This is a genomic window from Flavobacterium celericrescens (genome assembly GCF_011392075.1).
Taxonomy (GTDB): Bacteria; Bacteroidota; Bacteroidia; order Flavobacteriales; family Flavobacteriaceae; genus Flavobacterium; species Flavobacterium celericrescens.
In genome coordinates this window covers 215,812-238,723 of sequence record NZ_JAAJBV010000003.1, presented here as the reverse complement: position 1 = coordinate 238,723, position 22,912 = coordinate 215,812, and the positions used below count along the sequence as shown (strand labels likewise).

Annotated in this window: 17 protein-coding genes; 5 read left to right on the top strand and 12 right to left on the bottom strand. The window is 32.2% G+C overall.

Annotated elements, in window-relative coordinates; genetic code table 11:
• The first annotated feature begins 145 nt into the window (after window positions 1–145).
• Window positions 146–640, top strand: a complete 495-nt coding sequence (locus tag G4L40_RS05925; protein WP_166236279.1) for a metallophosphoesterase family protein — start codon at window positions 146–148, stop codon at window positions 638–640.
• 56 nt (window positions 641–696) lie between these two features.
• On the opposite strand, the gene G4L40_RS05920 is transcribed toward G4L40_RS05925, so the two are convergent.
• Window positions 697–1,116, bottom strand: coding sequence for a DUF4293 domain-containing protein (locus G4L40_RS05920; protein ID WP_166236278.1), 420 nt, complete (start codon window positions 1,114–1,116; stop codon window positions 697–699).
• 187 nt (window positions 1,117–1,303) lie between these two features.
• Between G4L40_RS05920 and rho the strand changes: the two genes are divergently transcribed.
• Window positions 1,304–3,079, top strand: coding sequence for a transcription termination factor Rho (rho, locus tag G4L40_RS05915; RefSeq protein WP_166236276.1), 1,776 nt, complete (start codon window positions 1,304–1,306; stop codon window positions 3,077–3,079).
• Window positions 3,080–3,228: 149 nt separating this feature from the next.
• Window positions 3,229–3,987, top strand: coding sequence for a peroxide stress protein YaaA (yaaA, locus tag G4L40_RS05910; RefSeq protein WP_166236274.1), 759 nt, complete (start codon window positions 3,229–3,231; stop codon window positions 3,985–3,987).
• On the opposite strand, the gene G4L40_RS05905 is transcribed toward yaaA, so the two are convergent.
• The 3 genes from G4L40_RS05905 to G4L40_RS05895 form a co-directional block, all read right to left on the bottom strand.
• On the bottom strand, window positions 3,988–4,551 hold the full coding sequence (locus G4L40_RS05905; RefSeq protein WP_166236272.1) for an anthranilate synthase component II: 564 nt from the start codon (window positions 4,549–4,551) through the stop codon (window positions 3,988–3,990). It abuts the gene before it with no gap.
• Window positions 4,551–6,953 (bottom strand): alpha-ketoacid dehydrogenase subunit alpha/beta, encoded by a 2,403-nt coding sequence (locus G4L40_RS05900; protein WP_166236270.1) that lies wholly within the window; start codon window positions 6,951–6,953, stop codon window positions 4,551–4,553. The genes G4L40_RS05905 and G4L40_RS05900 overlap by 1 nt, the downstream gene beginning before the upstream one ends.
• A gap of 183 nt (window positions 6,954–7,136) precedes the next feature.
• Window positions 7,137–9,887: a M1 family metallopeptidase gene (locus G4L40_RS05895; protein WP_166236268.1), complete on the bottom strand. Its 2,751-nt coding sequence runs from the start codon at window positions 9,885–9,887 to the stop codon at window positions 7,137–7,139.
• A 256-nt stretch (window positions 9,888–10,143) separates the two neighbouring features.
• Here G4L40_RS05895 and G4L40_RS05890 point away from each other — a divergent pair, with 256 nt between their 5' ends.
• The gene (locus tag G4L40_RS05890; protein WP_166236266.1) at window positions 10,144–12,129 is read left to right on the top strand and encodes an endonuclease; all 1,986 of its coding nucleotides are present in this window, start codon (window positions 10,144–10,146) and stop codon (window positions 12,127–12,129) included.
• 47 nt (window positions 12,130–12,176) lie between these two features.
• Here the strand turns inward: G4L40_RS05890 and G4L40_RS05885 are convergent, their stop codons facing one another.
• The 5 genes from G4L40_RS05885 to G4L40_RS05865 all read right to left on the bottom strand — a co-directional run bounded on the left by G4L40_RS05885 (window position 12,177) and on the right by G4L40_RS05865 (window position 18,976).
• Window positions 12,177–12,902: an LOG family protein gene (locus G4L40_RS05885; protein WP_166236264.1), complete on the bottom strand. Its 726-nt coding sequence runs from the start codon at window positions 12,900–12,902 to the stop codon at window positions 12,177–12,179.
• Between the two features lie 33 nt (window positions 12,903–12,935).
• On the bottom strand, window positions 12,936–15,770 hold the full coding sequence (gene uvrA / locus G4L40_RS05880) for an excinuclease ABC subunit UvrA (protein ID WP_166236262.1): 2,835 nt from the start codon (window positions 15,768–15,770) through the stop codon (window positions 12,936–12,938).
• Between the two features lie 85 nt (window positions 15,771–15,855).
• Window positions 15,856–17,673, bottom strand: a complete 1,818-nt coding sequence (locus G4L40_RS05875; protein WP_166236260.1) for a chloride channel protein — start codon at window positions 17,671–17,673, stop codon at window positions 15,856–15,858.
• A gap of 54 nt (window positions 17,674–17,727) precedes the next feature.
• The gene (locus G4L40_RS05870) at window positions 17,728–18,393 is read right to left on the bottom strand and encodes a DNA alkylation repair protein (RefSeq protein WP_166236258.1); all 666 of its coding nucleotides are present in this window, start codon (window positions 18,391–18,393) and stop codon (window positions 17,728–17,730) included.
• Window positions 18,380–18,976, bottom strand: coding sequence for an acyl carrier protein phosphodiesterase (locus G4L40_RS05865; RefSeq protein ID WP_166236256.1), 597 nt, complete (start codon window positions 18,974–18,976; stop codon window positions 18,380–18,382). Before G4L40_RS05865 ends, G4L40_RS05870 begins: the two co-directional genes overlap by 14 nt.
• 187 nt (window positions 18,977–19,163) lie before the next feature.
• Between G4L40_RS05865 and glmM the strand changes: the two genes are divergently transcribed.
• On the top strand, window positions 19,164–20,561 hold the full coding sequence (gene glmM / locus G4L40_RS05860) for a phosphoglucosamine mutase (RefSeq protein WP_166236254.1): 1,398 nt from the start codon (window positions 19,164–19,166) through the stop codon (window positions 20,559–20,561).
• A 35-nt stretch (window positions 20,562–20,596) separates the two neighbouring features.
• Here the strand turns inward: glmM and G4L40_RS05855 are convergent, their stop codons facing one another.
• Genes G4L40_RS05855 through G4L40_RS05845 form a run of 3 tightly spaced genes read right to left on the bottom strand, consistent with a single transcriptional unit; the run spans window position 20,597 to window position 22,909 of the window.
• The gene (locus tag G4L40_RS05855; RefSeq protein WP_166236252.1) at window positions 20,597–21,031 is read right to left on the bottom strand and encodes a VOC family protein; all 435 of its coding nucleotides are present in this window, start codon (window positions 21,029–21,031) and stop codon (window positions 20,597–20,599) included.
• 27 nt (window positions 21,032–21,058) lie between these two features.
• Window positions 21,059–21,529, bottom strand: a complete 471-nt coding sequence (locus G4L40_RS05850; protein WP_166236250.1) for a DMP19 family protein — start codon at window positions 21,527–21,529, stop codon at window positions 21,059–21,061.
• Between the two features lie 12 nt (window positions 21,530–21,541).
• Entirely contained in the window at window positions 21,542–22,909 is a 1,368-nt protein-coding gene (locus tag G4L40_RS05845) for an alpha-amylase family glycosyl hydrolase (protein WP_166236249.1), read from the bottom strand.
• Between the last annotated feature and the right edge of the window lie 3 nt (window positions 22,910–22,912).

Here is a 22,912-nt window from a genome sequence, read left to right as displayed (position 1 = left end):
AAGTTTCAAAGTCGCAAAGTTACAAAGAAAAAGATGTATTGTAATTCAAAGTTTTCTTAAATAAATACAAAAAAAAGGACTTTGACTAATATATTTTTTACCAACTTTGCAACTTAGGTACTTTGTTACTTTAAAACTTTTTTTAATGAAGAAAATTTTGCTTTTATCAGATACCCATAGTCATATAGATGATGCTATTTTAAAATACGTTAACGAAGCCGACGAGGTTTGGCATGCAGGTGATATTGGTGATTTAGTAGTTACAGATGCGATTAAAAAGTTAAAACCTCTTCGTGGTGTTTATGGCAATATTGATGATGACAAAGCCCGTATAGAATTTCCGTTGAACAATAGATTTTTTTGTGAAGGAGTTGATGTTTGGATTACGCATATCGGCGGTTATCCTGATAAGTACAATCCAGCTATTCGTTCAGAAATTACTAAAAATCCACCAAAATTATTCATTTGTGGTCATTCGCACATTTTAAAAGTGCAATTTGATAAGAAGTTGAATTTACTACATATGAACCCTGGCGCATGCGGAAAATATGGATTTCATCAAGTACGAACAATGTTGCGTTTTCAAATTGAAGGGGATAAAATTCAAAATTTAGAAGTGATTGAGTTGGGTAAAAAATAAAAATCCGAAACTTTCGCTTCGGATTTTTAACGCACTAATAAACTAAGATGATAGGTTTATCGTAATCGATCAACAGATTTTACGAGATCTTCGTCCTTTTTTATTGCCTTGTTTGCCAAGACTAATAAAACGATAGAAATTGCAGGAAGAAACATCCCAATACCCTTCTCTGAAACCATGGTTTCTCCGGATACGTTTAGCGAGCGATACACAAAAAATCCTAGTAAAATAAAGTTTAATATCATGTTCAATCTGTTTAAAACAAATTGATTTTGTCTCTTTTTAAAACTAAATATACTAATAATGGTCAAAATTGTAACCAAACCAAACAACATTAAATACAATGCTGAAGAAGTTATAAAAACTGCAGTAGTTTGATTATCAGTTTTTAGCGTCCATAATTCAAAAACAAAAGGTAGTGCTCCAGTGACAATTGCACTAAGCGCCATATAAAGTGATTGAATACGTTGTAACATTATTTTCTTTTTTGATTGAGCAAAAATAGTATTTCTTTTTAATTTAAACTATTGTTATTTCCAAATTTATTCGTACTATTGCATGGTATTAGTCGTAAGTACTTCATTCTGCGACAGCTTACACTACAAAAAAAATCTTATCATTTTTTGTTTTTAATCAACCAACCATTTTATTCAAAATATATCCATGTTTGATATTGAAGTATTAAAAGAGATGAAACTCTCTGATTTGCAAGAAATTGCAAAAGTAGCTAAAATCAATAAGTACCGTTCGTTAAAAAAAGACGACTTGGTGTATCAGATTTTAGACTTGCAGGCTGCAAAACCTGAAGTAATTAAGGCTGAAATTCCAGCAACGGAACAACCTAAAGAAAAAAGAGCTAGAATTTTACCTAAAAAAGAGACAACCAAGTCACCACAAATTAAAAAAGACTTGTTTTCTCAACCTTTAAAAGATTTACCAATAGAAACAAAATCTGAAAAAAGGGAGGTAGTTGAAGAAATTAAGGCAATAGAGCCAAAAGAATTTACTCCAAATCCTAATAATAAGTTACCTCGTAAAGATTTTAAAGAAAAGAAAACTTTACCACATAAAGTTAACAAAGAAGAAGCTCCAAAAGTAGCAACAGAATCAACTGAAATTCCTGAAGTTACAGAAACTACTCAAAACGATAAGAGCACAACTAAAAGTCCTAATTATAAAGCCAATCAAAACAACCCAAACCATCCTGATTACAAGAAAAACAATGGTAATGAAGGAAATAATGGAAACAATGGGAACAATGGCAATACCAATAAGAATCCACATCAAAATAAAAAGCAAAATTTTAGAGAGCCTGATTATGAGTTCGATGGAATTATTGAAAGTGAAGGTGTTTTAGAAATGATGCCTGATGGCTACGGATTTTTACGCTCGTCAGATTACAATTATTTAGCATCTCCTGATGATATTTATTTATCTACTTCACAAATTCGTTTATTTGGCTTAAAAACGGGAGATACTGTTAAAGGTGTAGTGCGTCCGCCAAAAGAAGGTGAAAAATATTTTCCATTAGTAAAAGTATTGAAAATTAACGGACATGATCCGCAAGTAGTTCGTGATAGAATTTCTTTTGAACATTTGACACCTGTTTTTCCAACAGAAAAATTCAATTTAGCCGATAGAAACAGTACTGTTTCAACACGTATTATTGATTTATTTTCTCCTATTGGAAAAGGTCAACGTGGTATGATTGTGGCCCAACCAAAAACGGGTAAAACCATGTTGTTAAAAGATGTTGCGAATGCTATTGCTGCCAATCATCCAGAAGTTTATTTAATCGTTTTGTTGATTGATGAACGTCCTGAAGAAGTAACCGATATGCAACGTAGCGTTCGTGGAGAAGTAATTGCTTCCACTTTTGATAGAGAACCACAAGAGCACGTTAAAATTGCCAATATTGTTTTAGAAAAAGCAAAACGTTTAGTAGAATGTGGTCATGATGTTGTAATATTATTAGATTCGATTACGCGTTTAGCGAGAGCTTATAATACAGTTCAGCCAGCATCAGGAAAAGTATTGAGTGGTGGTGTGGATGCGAATGCGTTACAAAAACCAAAACGTTTCTTTGGAGCTGCTCGTAATGTAGAAAATGGAGGTTCATTAAGTATCATTGCGACGGCATTAACCGAAACGGGTTCTAAAATGGATGAAGTAATTTTCGAAGAATTCAAAGGTACTGGTAATATGGAGTTACAATTGGATAGAAGAATTGCTAACAAACGTATATTCCCAGCAATTGACTTGGTTTCATCAAGTACGCGTCGTGATGACTTGTTGTTAGATGAAAATACAATACATAGAATGTGGATTATGCGTAAATATTTAGCAGATATGAATCCAGTAGAAGCTATGGACTTTATTCATGATAGATTTAAGAAAACTCGAAATAATGAAGAATTTCTGATTTCGATGAATCAATAGATAAAAAAACTCCGATTTTCATCGGAGTTTTTTTATGCGATAAAGTTTATTTTAAAAGGTATTTATTGTGATATAAAAAAATCTTATTGTTCTCTTCATTCAACATCTGTATAATTTCGTATTTTTGAAAAACAGAAAGAAACCAATCTATGAAAATCGTTATATCGCCAGCTAAATCATTGAACTACGAAACTCAATTACCGATTACTACTTATACTGAATCGGCTTTTTTGTCTAAAGCTGTAACTATTCAGAAAACTTTAAAAAAGAAAAAGCCTAAGCAACTGATGGAGCTTATGGATATTTCAGATAAGTTAGCTGAGTTAAATTGGCAACGCAATCAAGAATGGAATATACCTTTTTCTCCAGAAAATGCACGTCAGGCTGTATATGCTTTTGATGGTGATGTTTATACAGGTTTGGATGTTTATTCATTATCAACTGAAAAAGTATTGGTTTTACAAGAAAAACTGAGAATTTTATCAGGATTATATGGTCTTTTAAAACCTTTGGATTTAATGCAGCCGTATCGTTTAGAAATGGGAACAAAAATCCAAATAGGTACAAAGAAAAACTTATATGAATTTTGGAAAAAAACGATTACAGATACTTTAAATAAAGAACTTTCAAAAGGAGAATTGTTTATCAATTTAGCTAGTAATGAGTATTTTAGCGCTGTCGATATAAAAACATTGAAGGTTCCTGTAATTACGCCAGAATTTAAAGATTACAAAGATGGTAAACTAAAAATGATAAGTTTCTTTGCAAAAAAAGCTAGAGGATTAATGGTTCGTTATATTATAGATAACAATGCTGAAACTATTGATGATTTAAAAGGTTTTAACTATGAAGGTTATGCTTTTGATGCCAATTTGAGCAAAGGAAATACTTTAGTTTTCACAAGATAGTTAGTTGATAATCCAGTTTTTTAAGATTTGTTTTCCATAAGGTGTCATGATACTTTCTGGGTGAAATTGTACTGCTTTTACATCATAAGTACTATGTTTTAAAGACATAATTTGCTCATTTGCATCCACCGCAGTTATAATTAAACCTTCGGGTAAATTTGTTTTATTTACAACCCATGAGTGGTATCTGCCTACAATAATTTCGCTTGGAATATCATGAAAAAGTGTATCATTTTCTATTATAAATATTTTGGTTGCTACACCATGATACACTTTTTCAAGATTTATTAATTTCCCACCAAAAACTTCTCCAATTGCTTGTAAACCAAGGCAAATTCCTAAAATGCTTTTGGTTGGAGCATATTTTATAATTATTTCTTTTAACAAGCCAGCTTCATCCGGAATTCCTGGGCCTGGAGATAAAAGTATTTTGTCAAATTTTTCTAAATCTGTTAGGTCTAATTCGTCATTTCTAAATACAGTAACTTCCGCATTCAAATCCTCTAAATAGTGAACCAAATTGTAGGTAAAGCTATCGTAATTATCAATGACAGCAACTTTCATTAATACAAACTTGGATATTTTGTTGGATTTGCTTCATTCATCATGGCATATACTTTTTCAAAAATATCTTCTGCTGAAGGTTTTGAGAAGTAATCTCCATCTGTTCCATAAGCAGGACGGTGTGCTTTTGAAGCTAATGTTTGCGGTGCGCTATCTAAATGTTTATAGGCATTTTGATTTTCTACAATTTCTTGTAAAATGTAAGCACTTGCTCCACCCGGAACGTCTTCGTCAATTACTAATAAACGATTCGTTTTCGCAACCGATTTCACAATATCATGATTGATATCGAAAGGTAATAACGATTGAATGTCAATAATTTCAGCGCTAATTCCAACTGATTCTAGCTCATTTGCTGCTTGTTCTACTAAACGTAAAGTTGAACCGTAAGAAACTAACGTAATGTCTGTTCCTTGTTTAATTGTTTCAACTACTCCGATAGGTGTTTTGAATTCGCCTAAGTTCGTTGGCATTTTTTCTTTTAAACGGTAGCCGTTCAAACATTCTACTACCAATGCAGGTTCGTCAGTTTCTAACAATGTGTTATAAAAACCAGCTGCTTTGGTCATGTTTCTTGGTACTAAAACGTGAATTCCTCGAATCGCATTGATAATCATTCCCATTGGAGAACCTGAATGCCAAACGCCTTCTAAGCGGTGCCCACGAGTTCTGATGATTAACGGTGCTTTTTGACGACCCGCTGTTCTGTATTGTAATGTCGCTAAATCATCACTCATGATTTGGATAGCGTATAACAAATAATCTAAATATTGAATTTCAGCAATCGGACGTAATCCTCGCATTGCCATTCCAATTCCTTGACCTAAAATGGTAGCTTCACGAATTCCGACATCGGCAACGCGTAATTCTCCGTATTTTTCTTGCATGCCTTCCAAACCTTGGTTAACATCACCAATATTTCCAGAATCTTCACCAAAAATCAACGTTTCTGGATATTTTGAAAAGATAGCATCAAAGTTATCTCTTAAAACCAAACGAGCATCCACATCTTCAGCAGTTGCATCGTAAGTTGGAGCTACTTCTTTCGTTTTTAAAACCGTTTTATCCGATTGCGAAAATAGGTGTGAACTGAATTTTGGTTGGATTTTCTCCGTATAATTTTCAATCCAAGTCGCTAAAGTTGCACGAGAATTTTCTTTGATAATCATACGCAACACTTTTCGTGCAGCAACTAAAATATCTTTGCGAATTGGTTCTTTTATAGAAGCAACATCATTAGCGATTTTCTCAATAAATACTTTGTTTTCACTTTGTGATGCAATTGTATTTAATAAACCAACTAATTCTTGTTGTTCAGCCTTGATTGGAGCTGTAAAGTTGGTCCAAGCTGCTTTTTTACCTTCTAAAACGTCTTTTTTAGCTTGGTTATCAATTTCTTCTAATTCTTCTGAAGTAGCGATGTTGTTATCAATTAACCAAGTTTTCATTTTAGCTAAACAATCAAATTCTGCTTCCCAAGCCAAACGTTCAGCATTTTTGTAACGTTCGTGACTTCCAGAAGTAGAATGACCTTGCGGTTGCGTTAATTCGCTTACGTGAACTAAAACAGGAATGTGTTCTTCACGAGCAATTTGAGATGCTTTTTGGTAAGTTTCTACTAAAGCAGGGTAATCCCAACCTTTAACGCGTAAGATTTCGTAACCGTTATTTTCTTCATCACGTTGGAAACCTTTTAAGATTTCAGAGATATTTTCTTTTGTGGTTTGATGACGTGCGTGCACTGAAATTCCGTATTCGTCGTCCCAAACGCTCATTACCATTGGTACTTGTAAAACACCAGCAGCATTGATAGTTTCGAAGAATAAACCTTCCGAAGTAGAAGCATTTCCGATAGTTCCCCAAGCGACTTCGTTTCCGTTTTCGGAGAAGTTGGTTTGGTTGATACCTGAAACATTTCGGTATATTTTTGAAGCCTGAGCTAATCCTAACAAACGCGGCATTTGCCCAGCAGTAGGAGAGATGTCAGCACTCGAATTTTTTTGTTGGGTTAAGTTTTTCCAATTTCCGTTTTCATCTAATGAATGGGTTGCAAAGTGACCGCCCATTTGACGTCCAGCACTCATTGGATCAAAATTAATATCAGTATGACCATATAAACCAGCGAAGAATTGCTCGATATTCATAGCACCAATTGCCATCATAAACGTTTGGTCGCGGTAATATCCTGAGCGGAAATCTCCGTTTTGAAATGCTTTTGCTAATGCTAATTGAGGCACTTCTTTACCATCGCCAAAAATTCCGAATTTTGCTTTACCTGTTAGCACTTCACGTCTTCCAAGTAAACTACATTCTCTACTAATTGTGGCTATTTTATAATCGTTGATTACTTCTTTTTTAAAATCTTCAAAAGACACTACTTCAGCTGTTGTTGATGTGTTCATATAAGTCAAATCAAAATTGATAATTCAACAAATTTAATTAAAAGGGTTTTATAAAACAATACAGAAGTGTTGATTTATTTAATTATTAGTAATTTATCAAAGGTTTTGGTTTAAAAAAACTAATGAATTTATAATTAAGGTAGTTTTGATTGTGAATTTCGTAATAAATTTAACGTTTTTATATTAAAACCATTTTCTGGTGAATAATGATACTAATGTTTTTGGACTTAATGTAACTACAAAACGAATTTTTTCACCATAATTATTAGGATTCAATTCAAATCCGTTTGAAGAGTATACTGGTAAAAAAAGCTCAAAATAGTCAGGTACTAAATTGAGATGAAACCCCGAATCATAGACAAACTTAGCACTATTGTATTTGTTTTTAAGCATGCCGGCATCACCATAAATTTGTATCCAATTCCAAACATTAAATGTTCCATTCACTGTTGTCATCCATTGATTGGCAAATCTTGTGTCTAATTTAGATTTGAATCCGCCTTCCGCATAAACATATTGTTGACTATAAATTCCTGTTGTTTCGCTTCTTCCTAATAAATTATAATCAAACATATAATCGTTAGGTCTATCCAAACCAAAGCTAAAAAAATCAGATTTGATGCTACTATACATGAAAGCTCCCGCAAAAAAACGAAAACTTATTTGTCGGTTATTTTCAAATAGTTTTCTATAATGTATTTCTGTCGAAATTTTCCCAAAAGAATTAGAAATTTGTATATCATTTAGTAAAGAGAAATGTTTTGTACCTTCTGATTGATAGTTACCGTATTTTCCATTAAAAATATTATAATTTTCGGTATTTGTGTCTATTGTAAAAGGTGAATTATCTCTTTGGACATAAACTTGTCTTAGTTGAATAAACTCAGTTTTGTTTTTTCTAAGATTTTCATCCCGAAATTTGAATTGAACTACTGGAATTAAATTCGTATAAAAAGCATCTTTGGTATAATGAAAACGATTCCCAGCAAGCATGTATCTTATATTGTATAATTTTCCATTTTCTCTAATATTGTCGTCTACTATAGCAGAAAATTTTCCCACTAAGGTTCCCGTATTTGATGAATACATTGGTGTAGCACTAAATGTAAAAGGCTTATTTAAAATGGATCTATTATTTATTCGCAAACCAAGTGCAATTCCATCATAAGCATTGAATTCTACTTCAGGCACATAAAAAATTTGGTTGTAATATGGTTCTTCTAAATCTTTAAAAAAATTAAACTTTAGAGGTCTGTTGTTGAAGAAAAATCCTTTTAATGATTTCCAATTGTTTCTCAAATTATATTCAGGAACTTCATTGTTATAATTTAGTACAATTTTATCAGCGCCTAATCTTGGAATTACAAATGTAGAATCAGTTGTAATGTTACTTAACCAGATTTTATTAATTATTTCATTATTTTTTAATTGGTATAAAGAAATAGGAGCGTTTGTATTGGTTTTATTAATAACTGTTACAGAAATTTCATCTTTTGTTTTGGTTACTTTTCCAAATTTATAATCTACTAAATCTCGTGTTTCAATCATCGTTCTAAAAAACCAATCTATTTTTTCTGGTGCATTTTTTTCCAAGATGGTTTCAAATTGACGTGTATTTGATGTAATGTACTGATTTTCTTGAATAAATTCTTGAATACTTGATAATACGATATTGTTGCCAAGGTATTTGTCTAAATAATTTAAACTCAATCCTGCTCTATATTTACTTGCAATTTGCTCATTGAATTTGATTAATCTATTTTTTGGTTCATTTAAAGGCTGATCTAAATTTTTTCGTGCCATTAACATGTACAAATAATTGTATTGTTGGTTGAACGGAAGATTAATAAAATGATATGATTTTAAGATTTTCATATTGGCTAAATTCCCAGTCATTTTAATATCTGGGTAGTTTTCCTCTATGTATTGCATCATTAAAAAAACTTGAATTCCATCATAAATCCAATACTCTTTTCTAGGATTTAGCTGTAAATTTTCTTTTAAATAATTGTTTAAATAAGTTTTAAGAAACTTTAATTCAAACATAAAGTTATCAGGAAAAGGACTTAGAAAGCCTGGCAATTGATTCAAACCATAAAAGGGTTGACGCTGGTAATCTTCTTGAGAAACTAAAATTTTTGAATTTAATGGATTACCTAATTTTTGTGCGGTAAATCGAGTTATTTTATCAATAATAACAGCCTTTTCAATATCATTAACTTTATGGTCATTAAGCCCACAACTTACTTCAATAATTTCATTTTTATATGAAACAAAACTATTTTTAGGTTGCAAGTATAAAGTGACTTCGTTTTTGTTTGAGTCTTTTAAAAAGTAATGCTTTTTTGAATTGATTATTTCTGACTTGGTTTCAGTTAAATTACTCGAAATGAAATAGTTTGCAGCAATTTCAATTTCAATTTCAAAATCAGAAAAAGCATTAGGGATGTCATCTAAATTTTCATTGCTTTGTTGAATAAACTGCTTATTTTCATAGCGTGATGGATTTAAAAAACAATGTTTTAAAGATATATTTCCATCAGAATCAAATCCATATTTTGTAAATTTTGCATTTGGAATTTTGACAATATATTGTAATGTAATCGATTGTTTTGAACAAGGTAGAATAGGAGCGTTGAGCTGAATTTTAACTAAGTCTACTTTATTGTTAGGTCTTTCCCAATGGATGTTTTTTGAGTGGGTATCGACTATTGATTTAATGGCTGTATATCCTCTATCTTCTTCATTGGCAAGGTGAAATGCTCGAGAAAATTCATCAGAAAAACGATTCGCTAATGCTGAATTTTTGGAAGAAAAAGCATTGTTCCAATCATTTAAAATCAATTGACTAATCGTGTCGTTTGATGTATTATTGAAAGTTAATGTATGTTTTACATAAAGTATTTTTTTTTCAATATCAACTTTTACATTCATTTGTGAAGAATGTTGTCCTGATGCTGTAAAAGCAATTAAAAAAAATAACTTATATAAATGTTTTAGCTTCAATGGATGATTTTATTGTAAGATTATTTTAGTTATAGATTGGTTGCGTAAGAAAATTCTAATTTTTTATAAAAATATACAAAACGGCGTAATAATCGCTTAATATTCGGTTAATATTTCCACAATAATAGCTTAAATTAGTTTAGAATCTTCATAAAATGGGTATATTTGATAAAAAATAAATATTATGCTCCAAAGAATACTATATACTATTTTTTTACTTTCAGGATTTGTTTCAAATGCTCAATTAGTTATTAATGAGTTAGATACAGATATGACGGGTTCTGATGTAAATGAATTTATTGAGCTAAAATCTAGTTTACCAAATTTTTCATTAGATGGTTATGTACTTGTTTTATATAATGAAACAAACTCATTGAGTTATTATGCTATTGATTTAGATGGCTATACTACAGATATTAATGGTATTTTTTTATCTGGAAATACAGCAGTTTCGCCAGCTCCTGCACTTGTTTTCCCTAATGGAAAAATTCAAAATGGTCCAGATGTAATTGCGCTATACCAAGCAAATGCTTCAGATTTTCCTGATGGAACTTTGGCAACATCAACAAATTTAGTGAATGCATTAGCATATTCTACAGCAGCTCCAACAGCTACAAATTTAATGACTACATTAGGACTTACAGTTTCTACTAATGAAAACATGAATAGTCTTGGAACTACGCAATCTATCCAACGAAAAAATGATGGCAGTTATGAAGTTAAAACACCAACTCCTGGAATGCCAAATGATGGTAGCGGAGTTGTATTAAATTATATAACTGTATCTACTTCACAAACAAATTATAATGAAGGAGATGTTTTTGATTTTGTCTTTACTACTAGTCAGCCAGTAACTGGTTCAGATTTGCTTTTTAATTTTACATTAGTAAATGGAAATTTCATGGTTAATGATTACACGAATACTAACTTAACGGTTTTAATTCCTGTAGGACAAACCACAGCATCAAATACATGTACTCTTTTTGATGATATAACAGATGAAGGTGATGAAGAATTGTTAATTGATATTCAATCAGTTCCAACTGGTTATGTAATAAATAATGATAACTTAATACTAAGGGTTTATGATAATGATTATGTAGTTCAATCCTTTGGAACACCTATAAATCCTACTTATGGTATTGTAACTCCTACAATTCCAACAGGATATTATGATTCGTTAGAAGGATTGTCTGGTAACGCATTAAAGCAAGCGGTGCAAGATATTATTGCTGCACCGAGTGTTAGATTACATAGTTATGCAGACATTTGGGATATTATAAGAACTGCCGATCAAAATCCAGAAAATTCAAATCAAGTTTGGTGTATGTATATTGAAGCTCCAATGGCAAAAATGGATCAGCAAAACACTAGTAGCATTGTTGGAAAATGGAATAGAGAGCATATTTTTTGTCAATCAAGAGGTGGTTTTGAAGTGGCAAATGGTGATTCGGCAGATGGAATAAGTATTTGGAATTCAACTAGTGCGGCAACTGTTGTGGATGGTGTGTCTGATGCTCATCATATTCGAGTAGAGAATGGTCAGGAAAATTCTTCAAGGAATAATAAAAATTATGGAACAGTAAATTCATCAACGGTTTATGCTGGACCAGTGGGAACTCAAGGTTCTTGGCATGGAGATGTTGCTAGGTCATTATTTTACATGGCAGTCCGTTTTAATGGACTAAATGTTGTTAATGGTGATCCAAGTGAATATTTGCCAAGTACAACAATTGCTTCTGGAAATATTGGCGATTTAGCAACATTATTGTCATGGAATCATACCGATCCAAGAGATGATTTTGAAATGAATCGTAATAATTATGTGTATACGTGGCAAATGAATCGCAATCCGTTTATAGATTACCCACTTTTAGCAGATTATATATTTGGAGCTAATTTTGGACAGCCATGGTCATCAACTTTATCTTCACAAAATCCTATTGAAGGTAGGGTAGTGGTATATCCAAATCCAGCTTCGGAATACTTGATAGTTTCAGGCTTAGAAGGAAGTTCTAAAGTAGAAATTTATACCTTAACGGGGCAATTAGTTCAAAGCCATGATTTTGATGATGAAGTTCGAATAAATTTAGATTTGAATACGGGAATGTATCTGGTTAAAGTAAGTAATGGATTTCAATCTACTACAAAGAAGATTATTGTAAAATAAGAAAAGAGATAAAAAAAAATCCTTCAATTGAAGGACTTTTTAGTTTTTTAGAAGTTAGGTGATAAGTTGTACTTTTTGTAGAAGTTATCTAATGCTTCTAATACTTCATCTTCTGTATCTACTACTTTAATAAGATTCATGTCGTCTGGATTGGCATTTTTCATTTTGTCAATCATCACATTTTTGATCCAATCTAATAAACCTGACCAAAATTCAGTTCCTACCAAAATAATTGGGAATTTACCAATTTTCTTAGTTTGAATTAAAGTTACCGCTTCGAATAATTCGTCTAAGGTTCCAAAACCTCCTGGCATGACCACGAAACCTTGTGAATATTTAACGAACATTACTTTTCTAACGAAAAAGTAATCAAAGTTTAAATTTTTATCTTTATCGATATATGGATTAAAGTGTTGCTCAAAAGGCAATTCGATATTTAAACCTACCGAAGTTCCGCCTCCATAATGCGCTCCTTTATTACCTGCTTCCATGATACCCGGACCACCACCAGTGATTACACCGTAGCCTGCTTTACTGATTTTAAAAGCAATTTTTTCGGCTAATAAATAGTTTTTATCTTCAGGTTTTGTTCTTGCTGAACCAAAAATAGAAACGCATGGCCCTATTCTTCCCATTGATTCATAACCATTTACAAACTCGGACATGATTTTAAAAATTGCCCAAGAGTCATTTGTTCTTATTTCGTTCCAAGTTTTTTGCTTGAATTTTTCTTGAATTCTTTGGTCTTCGTTTTCGTACTGATCTGCTGCCATATTCGTTTCGTTTTTAATTTTTAAAAAAGCCTGCTAAGATAGTTCTTTTTTCAAAAATTGCGCCGTGTAGCTTTTTTTATTTTTCACAATTTCTTCTGGAGTTCCTTTCGCAACGACTTCTCCGCCACCTTTTCCACCTTCGTAGCCAATATCAATTACATAATCTGCAAGTTTTACAACATCTAAATTATGTTCGATAATTAATACTGTATTTCCTTTATCAACTAAAGCATTAATTACATCCATTAGCACTCGAATGTCTTCAAAATGTAAGCCAGTAGTTGGTTCGTCTAAGATGTAAAACGTATTACCTGTATCTTTTTTAGAAAGTTCCGTTGCTAATTTAATGCGTTGGGCTTCACCACCTGAAAGTGTAGTACTTTGTTGTCCCAATGTGATATAACCTAGTCCAACATCTTGAATAGTCTTGATTTTTCTGTAGATTTTTGGAATATTTTCAAAGAAATCAACCGCTTCATCTACCGTCATGTTCAGTACATCAGAGATTGATTTCCCTTTGTATCGAATTTCCAATGTTTCTCTGTTGAAACGTTTTCCCATACAGGTTTCGCATTCCACATAAACATCTGGTAAAAAGCTCATTTCAATCGTGCGAACGCCTGAACCTTCACAGGTTTCACAACGACCACCTTTTACATTAAAGCTGAATCTTCCTGGCTTATAACCACGAATCATTGCTTCAGGAGTTTGTGTATAAAGACTTCTAATTTCTGAAAAAACATCCGTATAAGTCGCTGGATTCGAGCGTGGTGTTCTTCCAATCGGACTTTGGTCGATGTCGATCACTTTGTCGATATGTTCTAAACCTTCGATTTTCTTGTAAGGCTGTGGTTTCTTCACCGCATTGAAAAAATGCGCGTTTAATATTGGATACAACGTTTCATTAATCAACGTCGATTTTCCACTTCCTGAGACTCCGGTAACACAAACCAATTTTCCAAGTGGAATTTCAATCGAAACATTTTTCAAGTTATTTCCCGTTGCACCTGATAATTTGATGGATTTTCCGTTGCCTTCACGACGTGTTTTTGGTACTTCAATTTGCATTTTACCATTCATGTACTGAGCCGTAATGGTATTTTCTTTCAACAATTCTTTTGGAGTTCCTTTACTTATGATTTGACCTCCAAAACGACCTGCTTTCGGACCAATATCAATCACATAATCGGCACGTTCAATCATGTCTTTGTCGTGTTCTACTACGATTACCGAGTTACCGATATCTCGTAAACTTTCTAACGATTTAATTAAACGTTCGTTATCTCTTTGGTGCAAACCGATACTTGGTTCATCTAAAATATATAAAACACCAACCAATTGCGAACCAATTTGCGTGGCCAATCGAATACGTTGCGCTTCACCGCCTGAAAGTGATTTTGAGCTTCGGTTTAGTGATAAATAATTCAAACCAACATCTAACAAAAACTGTAATCGAGCTGTAATTTCTTTTACAACTTCAACGGCGATAACTTTTTGTTTTTCAGATAAATGATTATCTAAATCAGCAAACCATTCGGATAATTCGGCAACGTCCATTTGGACTAACTCACCAATATTTTTTCCGTTTAATTTGAAATATAACGACTCTTTTCTCAAACGCGTTCCTTCACATTCTGGACAATCATTTTCGTCCATGAATTCTTTTGCCCAACGCTTAATACTTGCCGAATCGGAATTATCGTATTGACTTTTAATGAAATTAGAAATTCCTTCAAAATCGATTTTATAATCTTTTGTAATTCCCATAACCTTTGAAATGACTGAGAATTTTTCGTTTCCACCATACAAAATCATGTCCATTGCTTCTTGCGGAATGGTTTCTATGGCATCGGTTATTTTGAAATCATATTTTTGTGCGATAATTTCCAATTGCTTGAAAATCCAAGAACTTTTATATTCGCCCAAAGGTGCAAAACCACCATTTTTAATCGATGACTTCGGATTTGGAATAATTTTCTGTAAGTTGATTTCATTCACAGTTCCTAATCCGTTACAACACGGACATGCCCCTTTTGGAGAGTTGAATGAAAAGTTATTGGGTTCCGGATTTGGATACGAAATTCCTGAAGACGGACACATTAAATTACGACTGTAAAAACGTATTTCTTGACTTTCTTGTTCGATAACCATCATGACATCTTCACCATGATACATAGCGGTTTTGATGCTTTCTGATAAACGTTTATCAGTATCTTCTTCGTTATCAATTGCCATTCTATCAATAACAATTTCGATGTCATGTGTTTTGTAACGATCTACTTTCATGCCGTATTCTAAATCGCGAATTTCACCATTTACTCGAACTTTTAAGAAACCTTGTTTGGCAATTTGCTCAAATAATTCGCGATAATGTCCTTTACGAGAACGAACAACCGGTGCTAAAATATTGATGCGTTTTCCATTGAAATCCTCTAAAATCAATTGCTTGATTTGCTCATCGGAATACGAAACCATTTTTTCGCCCGTGTTGTAACTGTAAGCATCGGCTCCACGAGCATATAACAAACGTAAGAAATCGTATATTTCAGTAATTGTTCCAACAGTTGAACGAGGAGATTTGCTCGTAGTTTTTTGCTCAATAGCAATCACAGGCGAAAGTCCGTCGATTTTATCCACATCAGGACGTTCTAATCCTCCTAAAAATTGACGCGCATAAGCTGAAAAAGTTTCAATATATCTTCGTTGGCCTTCCGCATAAATGGTATCAAAAGCCAATGAGGATTTTCCAGAACCCGATAAACCTGTAATTACCACAAGTTTTTCACGCGGAATAGATACGTCAATATTTTTAAGATTATGGGCTCTAGCGCCAATAATTTCGATAGTTTCTTCAGTTGTGTGTTGCATAATTTTTGGCAAAACGCAAAGATACTGATTTTAGAGCAAAAAATTAGATTGAAGTAAGAATAAGAATTTGTTAAATAAAGACCATTTACTCAATAATCATAGATTTCAAGCGATGTCTATATTTTTCTAAAATTAATTGTTTGTGCATAAAACCTAAGAAAATTCCGTTTTTCAGAACGGGTAAAATTTTGCATTCAGAAGCATCAAATTTATCCATGATGGTTTCAAGTGTTTCATCATAGAAAATGATTTCTTTAGGTTGTTGCATTATTTCTTCAACAGCAGTATATTTTACTTTGAATTGAGAGAAAACAATTGGTCGAATTTCATCCAAATGAACAAGTCCTAATAAATTGTTTTTTTCGTCTAAAACAGGGAAAATATGTTCATCAGACTCTTGAATTTTCTGAACCAATTCCTCTAAACTATTACTCAAAGAAATTGGTTTAAAATCGGTTTGAATAAGTTTTGATACATCAATAGAATTTAAAATATTGGTATCGCGATTATCAGTAAAAACTTCGCCTTTATCGGCTAAATTTTTAATATCAAATGAATATGGTTCAAAACGTTTAGAAATGGCAAAACTTACCGAAGAAACTATCATCAAAGGAACCATCAAATTATAACCTCCTGTAATTTCAGCAATAAGGAAAATTGCGGTTAGTGGCGCGTGAAATAACCCACTCAAAATTCCAGCCATTCCAACTAAAGTGAAATTTCCAATAGGTAGCTTAGCAAAACCCATAATATTGAAAAAATAGGCAACACAAAACCCTAAATAAGAGCCTACAAATAATGAAGGCGCAAAATTTCCGCCATTTCCACCAGCTCCTAATGTGAAACTTGTTGCATAGACTTTGATTAACATCGTTGATCCAACGAATAATAATAAAATCCATTTTGATTCCTGAAAACGTTCGAAAACAGTGTTTTGTACCAAACGTTCGGGATTACTGTCTGCTAAAATTTTAATGCTTTCATAACCTTCACCAAATAAAGATGGAAACAAAAAAATTAAAATACCTAAAATTCCTGCGCCAAATAGAGCTTTGTTGATGTAATTGAATTTTAATTTAGCAAAATAATGCTCTATTTTTCGAAATGTTCTGGCATAATTTATTGAAACAAATCCACTCAAAACTCCTAATAAAATATAATAAGGTAAATTATGAAAATCGAAAAATTGCACTTTTTTAAAGGAAAACAAGATGTCTTCATTCAACATAACTGTTGATACCAAAGCACCCGTTGCCGCACTAATCATAATCGGAATAAATGCTGTAATGCTAATTTCGGCTAAAACAACCTCTATGGCAAATAAAACTCCAGCAATTGGGGCGTTGAAAGCAGCTCCAATTCCAGCAGCTACACCACAAGCTAATAATAGTGTTCTATCTTTATAACTTAGTCGATAATTTTGTGCATAATTACTACCAAAAGCAGCTCCAGTAATGGTAATTGGCGACTCTAATCCGGCACTTCCACCCATACCTACTGTGAAGGAACTTGTAATGATTTGGGCAAACATTTGTTTTCTTGGCATAATACCGCGCTTTTTGGCAACAGCATACATAATTTGTGCCGTACCTTTTTCTATAGAGCCGTCCAGTACTTTTTTGATAATAATTACTGTAATAATAATTCCTATAATAGGTAAGGTACTATTACTAAAAGGAAGGTGGAAAATATCGTCTAATTTTTGAGATGATTTATATACCCAATGCGCAAAAGTTTTAAGAATAATTACCGCTAATGCCGAAGAAATACCTACTAAAACACACGATAAATAAATAAATTGTCGTGGTGTAAGCAATGATTTCAAAAGAAAAATAAACTGTTCTAAACGTCTAAAATTCTTATGGATTAAGTTTTTAAAAGAAAACGTTTTTTTTCTGGGCATTATTTTTTAAGTATTTTACGAAGGTAAATCTTTAATCTGAAAAATGAAACAAAATTATAGTAAACGTAAGGCTTCTCTTCGACTTAATGGTTTTAAACTTGTTGTATTTACATAATCTGCAACCCCATTTGGATTGAATCTACTATAATCGCGTAAAGCCCAACCGATTGCTTTTTGAATGAAAAATTCGTTAGAATGTTTGTGTTTTTCGCATTCCGATTTTAAAATTTCAAAATTGGTTTTTTCTTTATAACTCAACTGAAATAAAATTGCACTTCGATTTAACCACATGTTTTTTGAATTAGAAAAACGCTCTATTACTTTTAAAGTTTCGGATGGAAATTGTAATAAATAACCACCTAAAATATATTTAGCAATCGTATCAACCGAATCCCACCAAGAATTTGTAATTATCAGTTTTTCAATCAATTGAATATCTTCTAAAACGTAATTTTTCTTAAATTCTTTTACCAATAAATCAATCGCAACTTGATGAAACTCGCGTTCTTTCATTTGAAATAATTCCCAAGCAATTGTTCTGTAATTTGATTTGATTTCGGCTTTATTTTGCTCGTAAATTAATTTAAAAATCTCACGTCTTTTTTCTGTTTTTAGACCTAAAAAAGAAAAATTATTTTTCATATAATTCTCCATCGGAACAGCTAATTCACGATTAGATTCTTTTCTAAAACGTGTTTCTAATTCATTACAAAATTTCATTTAATTCAGTGATTTTTTGTTGGCATGAAACCATTAATTCTTGGAAAAAAATAAAAAATTCCGATTCAAATTCGGTATAAAATTCTTGTAATTCCACAACGGCTTCTTGCATATTGGCTCTATGTTTGGTTTTGTAATCCATTTGAAAAAGTATCATTTCCAAGCCAGCAATAGTTGCATAACTTACAAACCAATTCCTAGCAATCATATAGGGCATCATTCCTTTTATTCTTTCTGTTAAAATTTCGTAATTGTCTTGCAATAATTGGTAGAAATTGTTGGCATAATCTTCTAATTTTTCATCAGAAAACTTGCTCCAGTTTTTTGCTAAAAAATGATCATATAAAATATCCATAATCACACCTGAATAATGACCATATTTTTCATGTAAACGATGCTTACTTTGCCTATAAACCGGATGCATATCCGTAAAACTATCAATGTGACGGTGCAATAAAATGCCTTTTTTGATTGCAGCATCAAACTTTTCGTAATCGTGTCCTTTGATACTATCTGCCATGAAATTCCCGATTTTTAGTAAATCGTTAGTTCCAGATAAATAAATATGTGCCAGATAGTTCATATCGAAAAGGTTAGAGGTTTTAATGTTTTAGATGTTTAAATGGCTTTTATTTCAGAAATTTCTCTCGTAAATATATAAAAAATCTTTGCAAGTTTTATCTAATTCCAATTTCTAACTTTTTATATTTGTAGAACAATTTGGTTTATCATTGACTTTTTTAAGCCTATAACTTTTAAATTAAAATTAAATGACATTAATAAAATCTATATCAGGAATTCGTGGCACAATTGGTGGGGCAGTAGGAGACAATTTAACGCCAGTTGATGCTGTAAAATTTGCATCGGCTTATGGTTCGTTTTTAAAGATAAGACACGCCTCAAAAGGTAATGTACGATTGAAAGTTGTTATTGGAAGAGATGCACGAATTTCGGGACCAATGATTCACAATTTAGTGATGAATACCTTGATAGGCTTAGGAATTGACGTAATTGATTTGGGATTATCAACAACGCCAACAGTTGAAATTGCTGTTCCGCTTGAAAAAGCCGATGGAGGAATTATTTTAACAGCTTCTCACAATCCAAAACAATGGAATGCACTAAAATTATTGAACGAAAAAGGTGAATTTTTAAGTGGAAAAGAAGGTGAATTAATTTTAGAAATTGCCGAGAATGAAGCTTTTGATTTTTCGGATGTTGATAGTTTAGGCGAAGTCATTGAAAACAATGCTTACATGGATATTCACATTGATGAAGTGTTAGAATTGCCTTTGGTTGATGCTGACTTGGTAAAAACTAAGAAATTCAAAGTAGTAGTTGATGGTGTGAATTCATCTGGTGGAATTATTATTCCAAACTTATTGGAACAAATGGGAGTTGAAGTGGTAAAATTGTATTGCGAGCCAAATGGTCATTTTCCACACAATCCAGAACCTTTAAAAGAACACTTAGGTGATATTTGCAAATTAGTTGTAGAAGAAAAAGCCGATTTTGGAATTGTAGTTGACCCAGATGTTGATAGATTAGCATTCATTTCAAATGATGGTGAAATGTTTGGTGAAGAATACACTTTAGTAGCTGTTGCTGATTATGTTTTATCGAAAACTCCAGGAAATACAGTTTCCAATATGTCGTCTTCCCGTGCTTTACGCGATATAACAGAAAAACATGGTGGAACTTATCAAGCAAGTGCTGTTGGCGAAGTAAACGTGGTGGAATTAATGAAGAAAACCAATGCTATAATTGGTGGTGAAGGAAATGGAGGAATCATTTATCCATCATCACATTATGGAAGAGATAGTATGGTAGGTGTAGCTTTGTTTTTAACTTATTTAGCGAATCAAGATAAAACCGTTGCCGAAATTAGAGCGTCGTATCCGCAATATTACATGAGTAAAAACAAAATTGAGTTAACACCTCAAATTGATGTAGATAATGTTTTGGCTACGTTAACCGAAAAATACAAATCAGAAAATATTACGACTATTGACGGTGTGAAAATTGATTTTCCTACAGAATGGGTGCATTTAAGAAAATCCAATACAGAACCAATTATTAGAATTTACACAGAAGCACCAACACAAATTGAAGCTGATGTTTTAGCAGAACGATTTGTTAAGGAATTAAAAGAAATTGCTGGAATATAAATATAAAAAAGCCTAACATTTGTTAGGCTTTTTTATTATTTTGGCATTTCATCAAAATTTACCATCCAATTCACACCAAATTTATCGGTAAACATTCCAAAATAAGCACCCCAAAATGTTTTTTCCATAGGCATGATTATATTACCACCAGCCGAAAGACCGTTGAATAATTTATCTGCTTCTTCTTTACTATCCGTATTTATCGATACTGAAAAGTTGTTTCCAAAAGTAACATCACCACTAAATGAAGTACTATCACTAGCCATTAAAATAGTTTCTTTACTTATAGGTAAACTTACGTGCATAATACGATTTGCTTCAGCTTCACTAGGAGGTGGACAGTTTTCGTCAGCTGGCATATCTTTGAATCTTCCGATATAACTAAACTCGCCACCAAATACTGATTTATAAAAGTTAAAAGCTTCTTCTGTGTTACCATTAAAGGTAAGATAAACGTTTACTGTTGCCATGATTTATATTTTGATTTTTGATTAATATTAGTTTCCAAATTGAGATTCATTCGTTTTAATATATTCTACAATTAAGGTTACAACATCTTCTTCGGTTTCGTTAGTAAAGAAAATTTCATCTAAATCTTCCCAACCAGAGAGTGTTTCTTCATCGGCTTTAGCAATCAAGTGTTGTCTTTCTTCCATATCAATACTGTATTTATTTGGAAAAATTTTCACTGCATTTGCAATTAATTCTGCAGTTTTTGGAGCATTAATTTCTTGATATGAAGTAATAATTTCTTCTACAAAATTTCCAGATTCAGAATTGAAAAAAAATTGAAATCCTCCTTCACCCATTGCGCCTTCAAAAATATCGATAAAAACGAATACTTTTTCGGCATCTGTTAAATCTGAAAATTCTTCTGTTTCTTCTTTTTTCTGCCAAATGATTTCGCCAATTGCTTCTATGATTGCTACTTCGTCTTCTAGCTTTAGTATGTTGTTAATATTTTTCATTATTTTAATATATTAGTTTTTTAAAATTAAATATTGGTAAGCACTCAAATTTATTGACGTACTTAACGAATAGGTTCCATTAGTCATAGCTTCATTCCAATTTGTATTTTGTAATCCAGTTGGCAACAAAAACGTTATTGGAGTGTTTCTAGTATTTACAAATATTAAAACATTTTCACTGTTATATACTTTTTGAAAACAAAGAATATCATTTGAAGGGTATGTAGTTATCATTCCTTTTTTTGAAGCATTTGAATTTTTATAGAAAGTCATCATGTTTTGATAAGCCAACAGCATATCTGGGTTTGTATTCCAATCAATAGGTGTGCTGTTAAAGAAGGAAACAGTATTTAATCTTCCAACTTCCTGACCCGTATAAAACAATGGAACTCCATTCATAAAGATTGTTGCTACAGAAGCTGCTAAAGCACCATTTTTTCCATTAAATAAAGTCATTGGAGTTGCGTCCCATGCTGATTCATCGTGATTAGTAGTAAATCTTATTTTGTGCTTTCCAGAAGGGACATTAGTATATTCTGTTGTATTTGTAGTATATAAATTAGCTGCACTTTCTCCGTTCCAAATAGCTTTAGATTTTGCATAAAAATCCCATGCGTAATTCATATCAAATCCAGCCGTAAAATGATCATTTCTATTTCCTTCTGCTAAGAAGATTAAATCTCTATTAGGAATAGTGTTTAAATTCGTAATTGCTTGTTGCCAAAAATCAAAAGGAACACCATCAGCATAATCACAGCGAAATCCATCAATGTTGGCTTCTAAAACCCAGTATTTCATTGCATCAATCATGGCTAATCGCATCTCTTGATTCCCGAAATTTAAATCCGCAACATCTGTCCAATTGGTTCCTGCTGGATGAATAATTTGTCCTGATGAATTTTTAGTATACCAATCTGAATGGGTAGTTATCCATGGATTATCCCAAGAAGTATGATTTGCGACCCAATCCAAAATTACAGTCATTCCTTTTTGATGCGCTTGAGTTGTTAAGTTTCTCAGCGTTGTTAAATTTCCATATTCTGTAGCTACTTCTTTATAATTTTTTACGCAATAAGGCGAATTAACTGAATTGACAGCTCCTACGGGATAAATTGGCATTAACCATATTGTATTTACTCCTAATGATTTAATATTGTCTAATCGATTAATAACACTTTGGAGATCTCCGTTTGCACTAAATGACCGAATATTTACCTCGTAAACAATCATATCTTCTGTGGCTGGAACTTGCGAAAAAGGTGTACCATATTGTGTATATCCAGTAGGTTCTTCAACTGTTGGTATAGAGTCATCTTTTGAACAAGAAACTATAAATAAGGTAGTAAGAAAGATTGAAAATAATTTTTTGTAGTTTTTCATTTT

Bases quoted from the DNA above. Each gene is read 5' to 3' on its own strand.
- glmM (WP_166236254.1), top strand. From the start codon at position 19,164: ATGACATTAATAAAATCTATATCAGGAATTCGTGGCACAATTGGTGGG.
- G4L40_RS05845 (WP_166236249.1), bottom strand. From the start codon at position 22,909: ATGAAAAACTACAAAAAATTATTTTCAATCTTTCTTACTACCTTATTT.
- G4L40_RS05920 (WP_166236278.1), bottom strand. From the start codon at position 1,116: ATGTTACAACGTATTCAATCACTTTATATGGCGCTTAGTGCAATTGTC.
- G4L40_RS05850 (WP_166236250.1), bottom strand. From the start codon at position 21,529: ATGAAAAATATTAACAACATACTAAAGCTAGAAGACGAAGTAGCAATC.
- G4L40_RS05890 (WP_166236266.1), top strand. From the start codon at position 10,144: ATGCTCCAAAGAATACTATATACTATTTTTTTACTTTCAGGATTTGTT.
- uvrA (WP_166236262.1), bottom strand. From the start codon at position 15,770: ATGCAACACACAACTGAAGAAACTATCGAAATTATTGGCGCTAGAGCC.
- G4L40_RS05905 (WP_166236272.1), bottom strand. From the start codon at position 4,551: ATGAAAGTTGCTGTCATTGATAATTACGATAGCTTTACCTACAATTTG.
- G4L40_RS05865 (WP_166236256.1), bottom strand. From the start codon at position 18,976: ATGAACTATCTGGCACATATTTATTTATCTGGAACTAACGATTTACTA.
- G4L40_RS05875 (WP_166236260.1), bottom strand. From the start codon at position 17,673: ATGCCCAGAAAAAAAACGTTTTCTTTTAAAAACTTAATCCATAAGAAT.
- yaaA (WP_166236274.1), top strand. From the start codon at position 3,229: ATGAAAATCGTTATATCGCCAGCTAAATCATTGAACTACGAAACTCAA.
- G4L40_RS05885 (WP_166236264.1), bottom strand. From the start codon at position 12,902: ATGGCAGCAGATCAGTACGAAAACGAAGACCAAAGAATTCAAGAAAAA.
- G4L40_RS05870 (WP_166236258.1), bottom strand. From the start codon at position 18,393: ATGAAATTTTGTAATGAATTAGAAACACGTTTTAGAAAAGAATCTAAT.
- G4L40_RS05855 (WP_166236252.1), bottom strand. From the start codon at position 21,031: ATGGCAACAGTAAACGTTTATCTTACCTTTAATGGTAACACAGAAGAA.
- G4L40_RS05925 (WP_166236279.1), top strand. From the start codon at position 146: ATGAAGAAAATTTTGCTTTTATCAGATACCCATAGTCATATAGATGAT.
- rho (WP_166236276.1), top strand. From the start codon at position 1,304: ATGTTTGATATTGAAGTATTAAAAGAGATGAAACTCTCTGATTTGCAA.
- G4L40_RS05895 (WP_166236268.1), bottom strand. From the start codon at position 9,887: ATGAATGTAAAAGTTGATATTGAAAAAAAAATACTTTATGTAAAACAT.
- G4L40_RS05900 (WP_166236270.1), bottom strand. From the start codon at position 6,953: ATGAACACATCAACAACAGCTGAAGTAGTGTCTTTTGAAGATTTTAAA.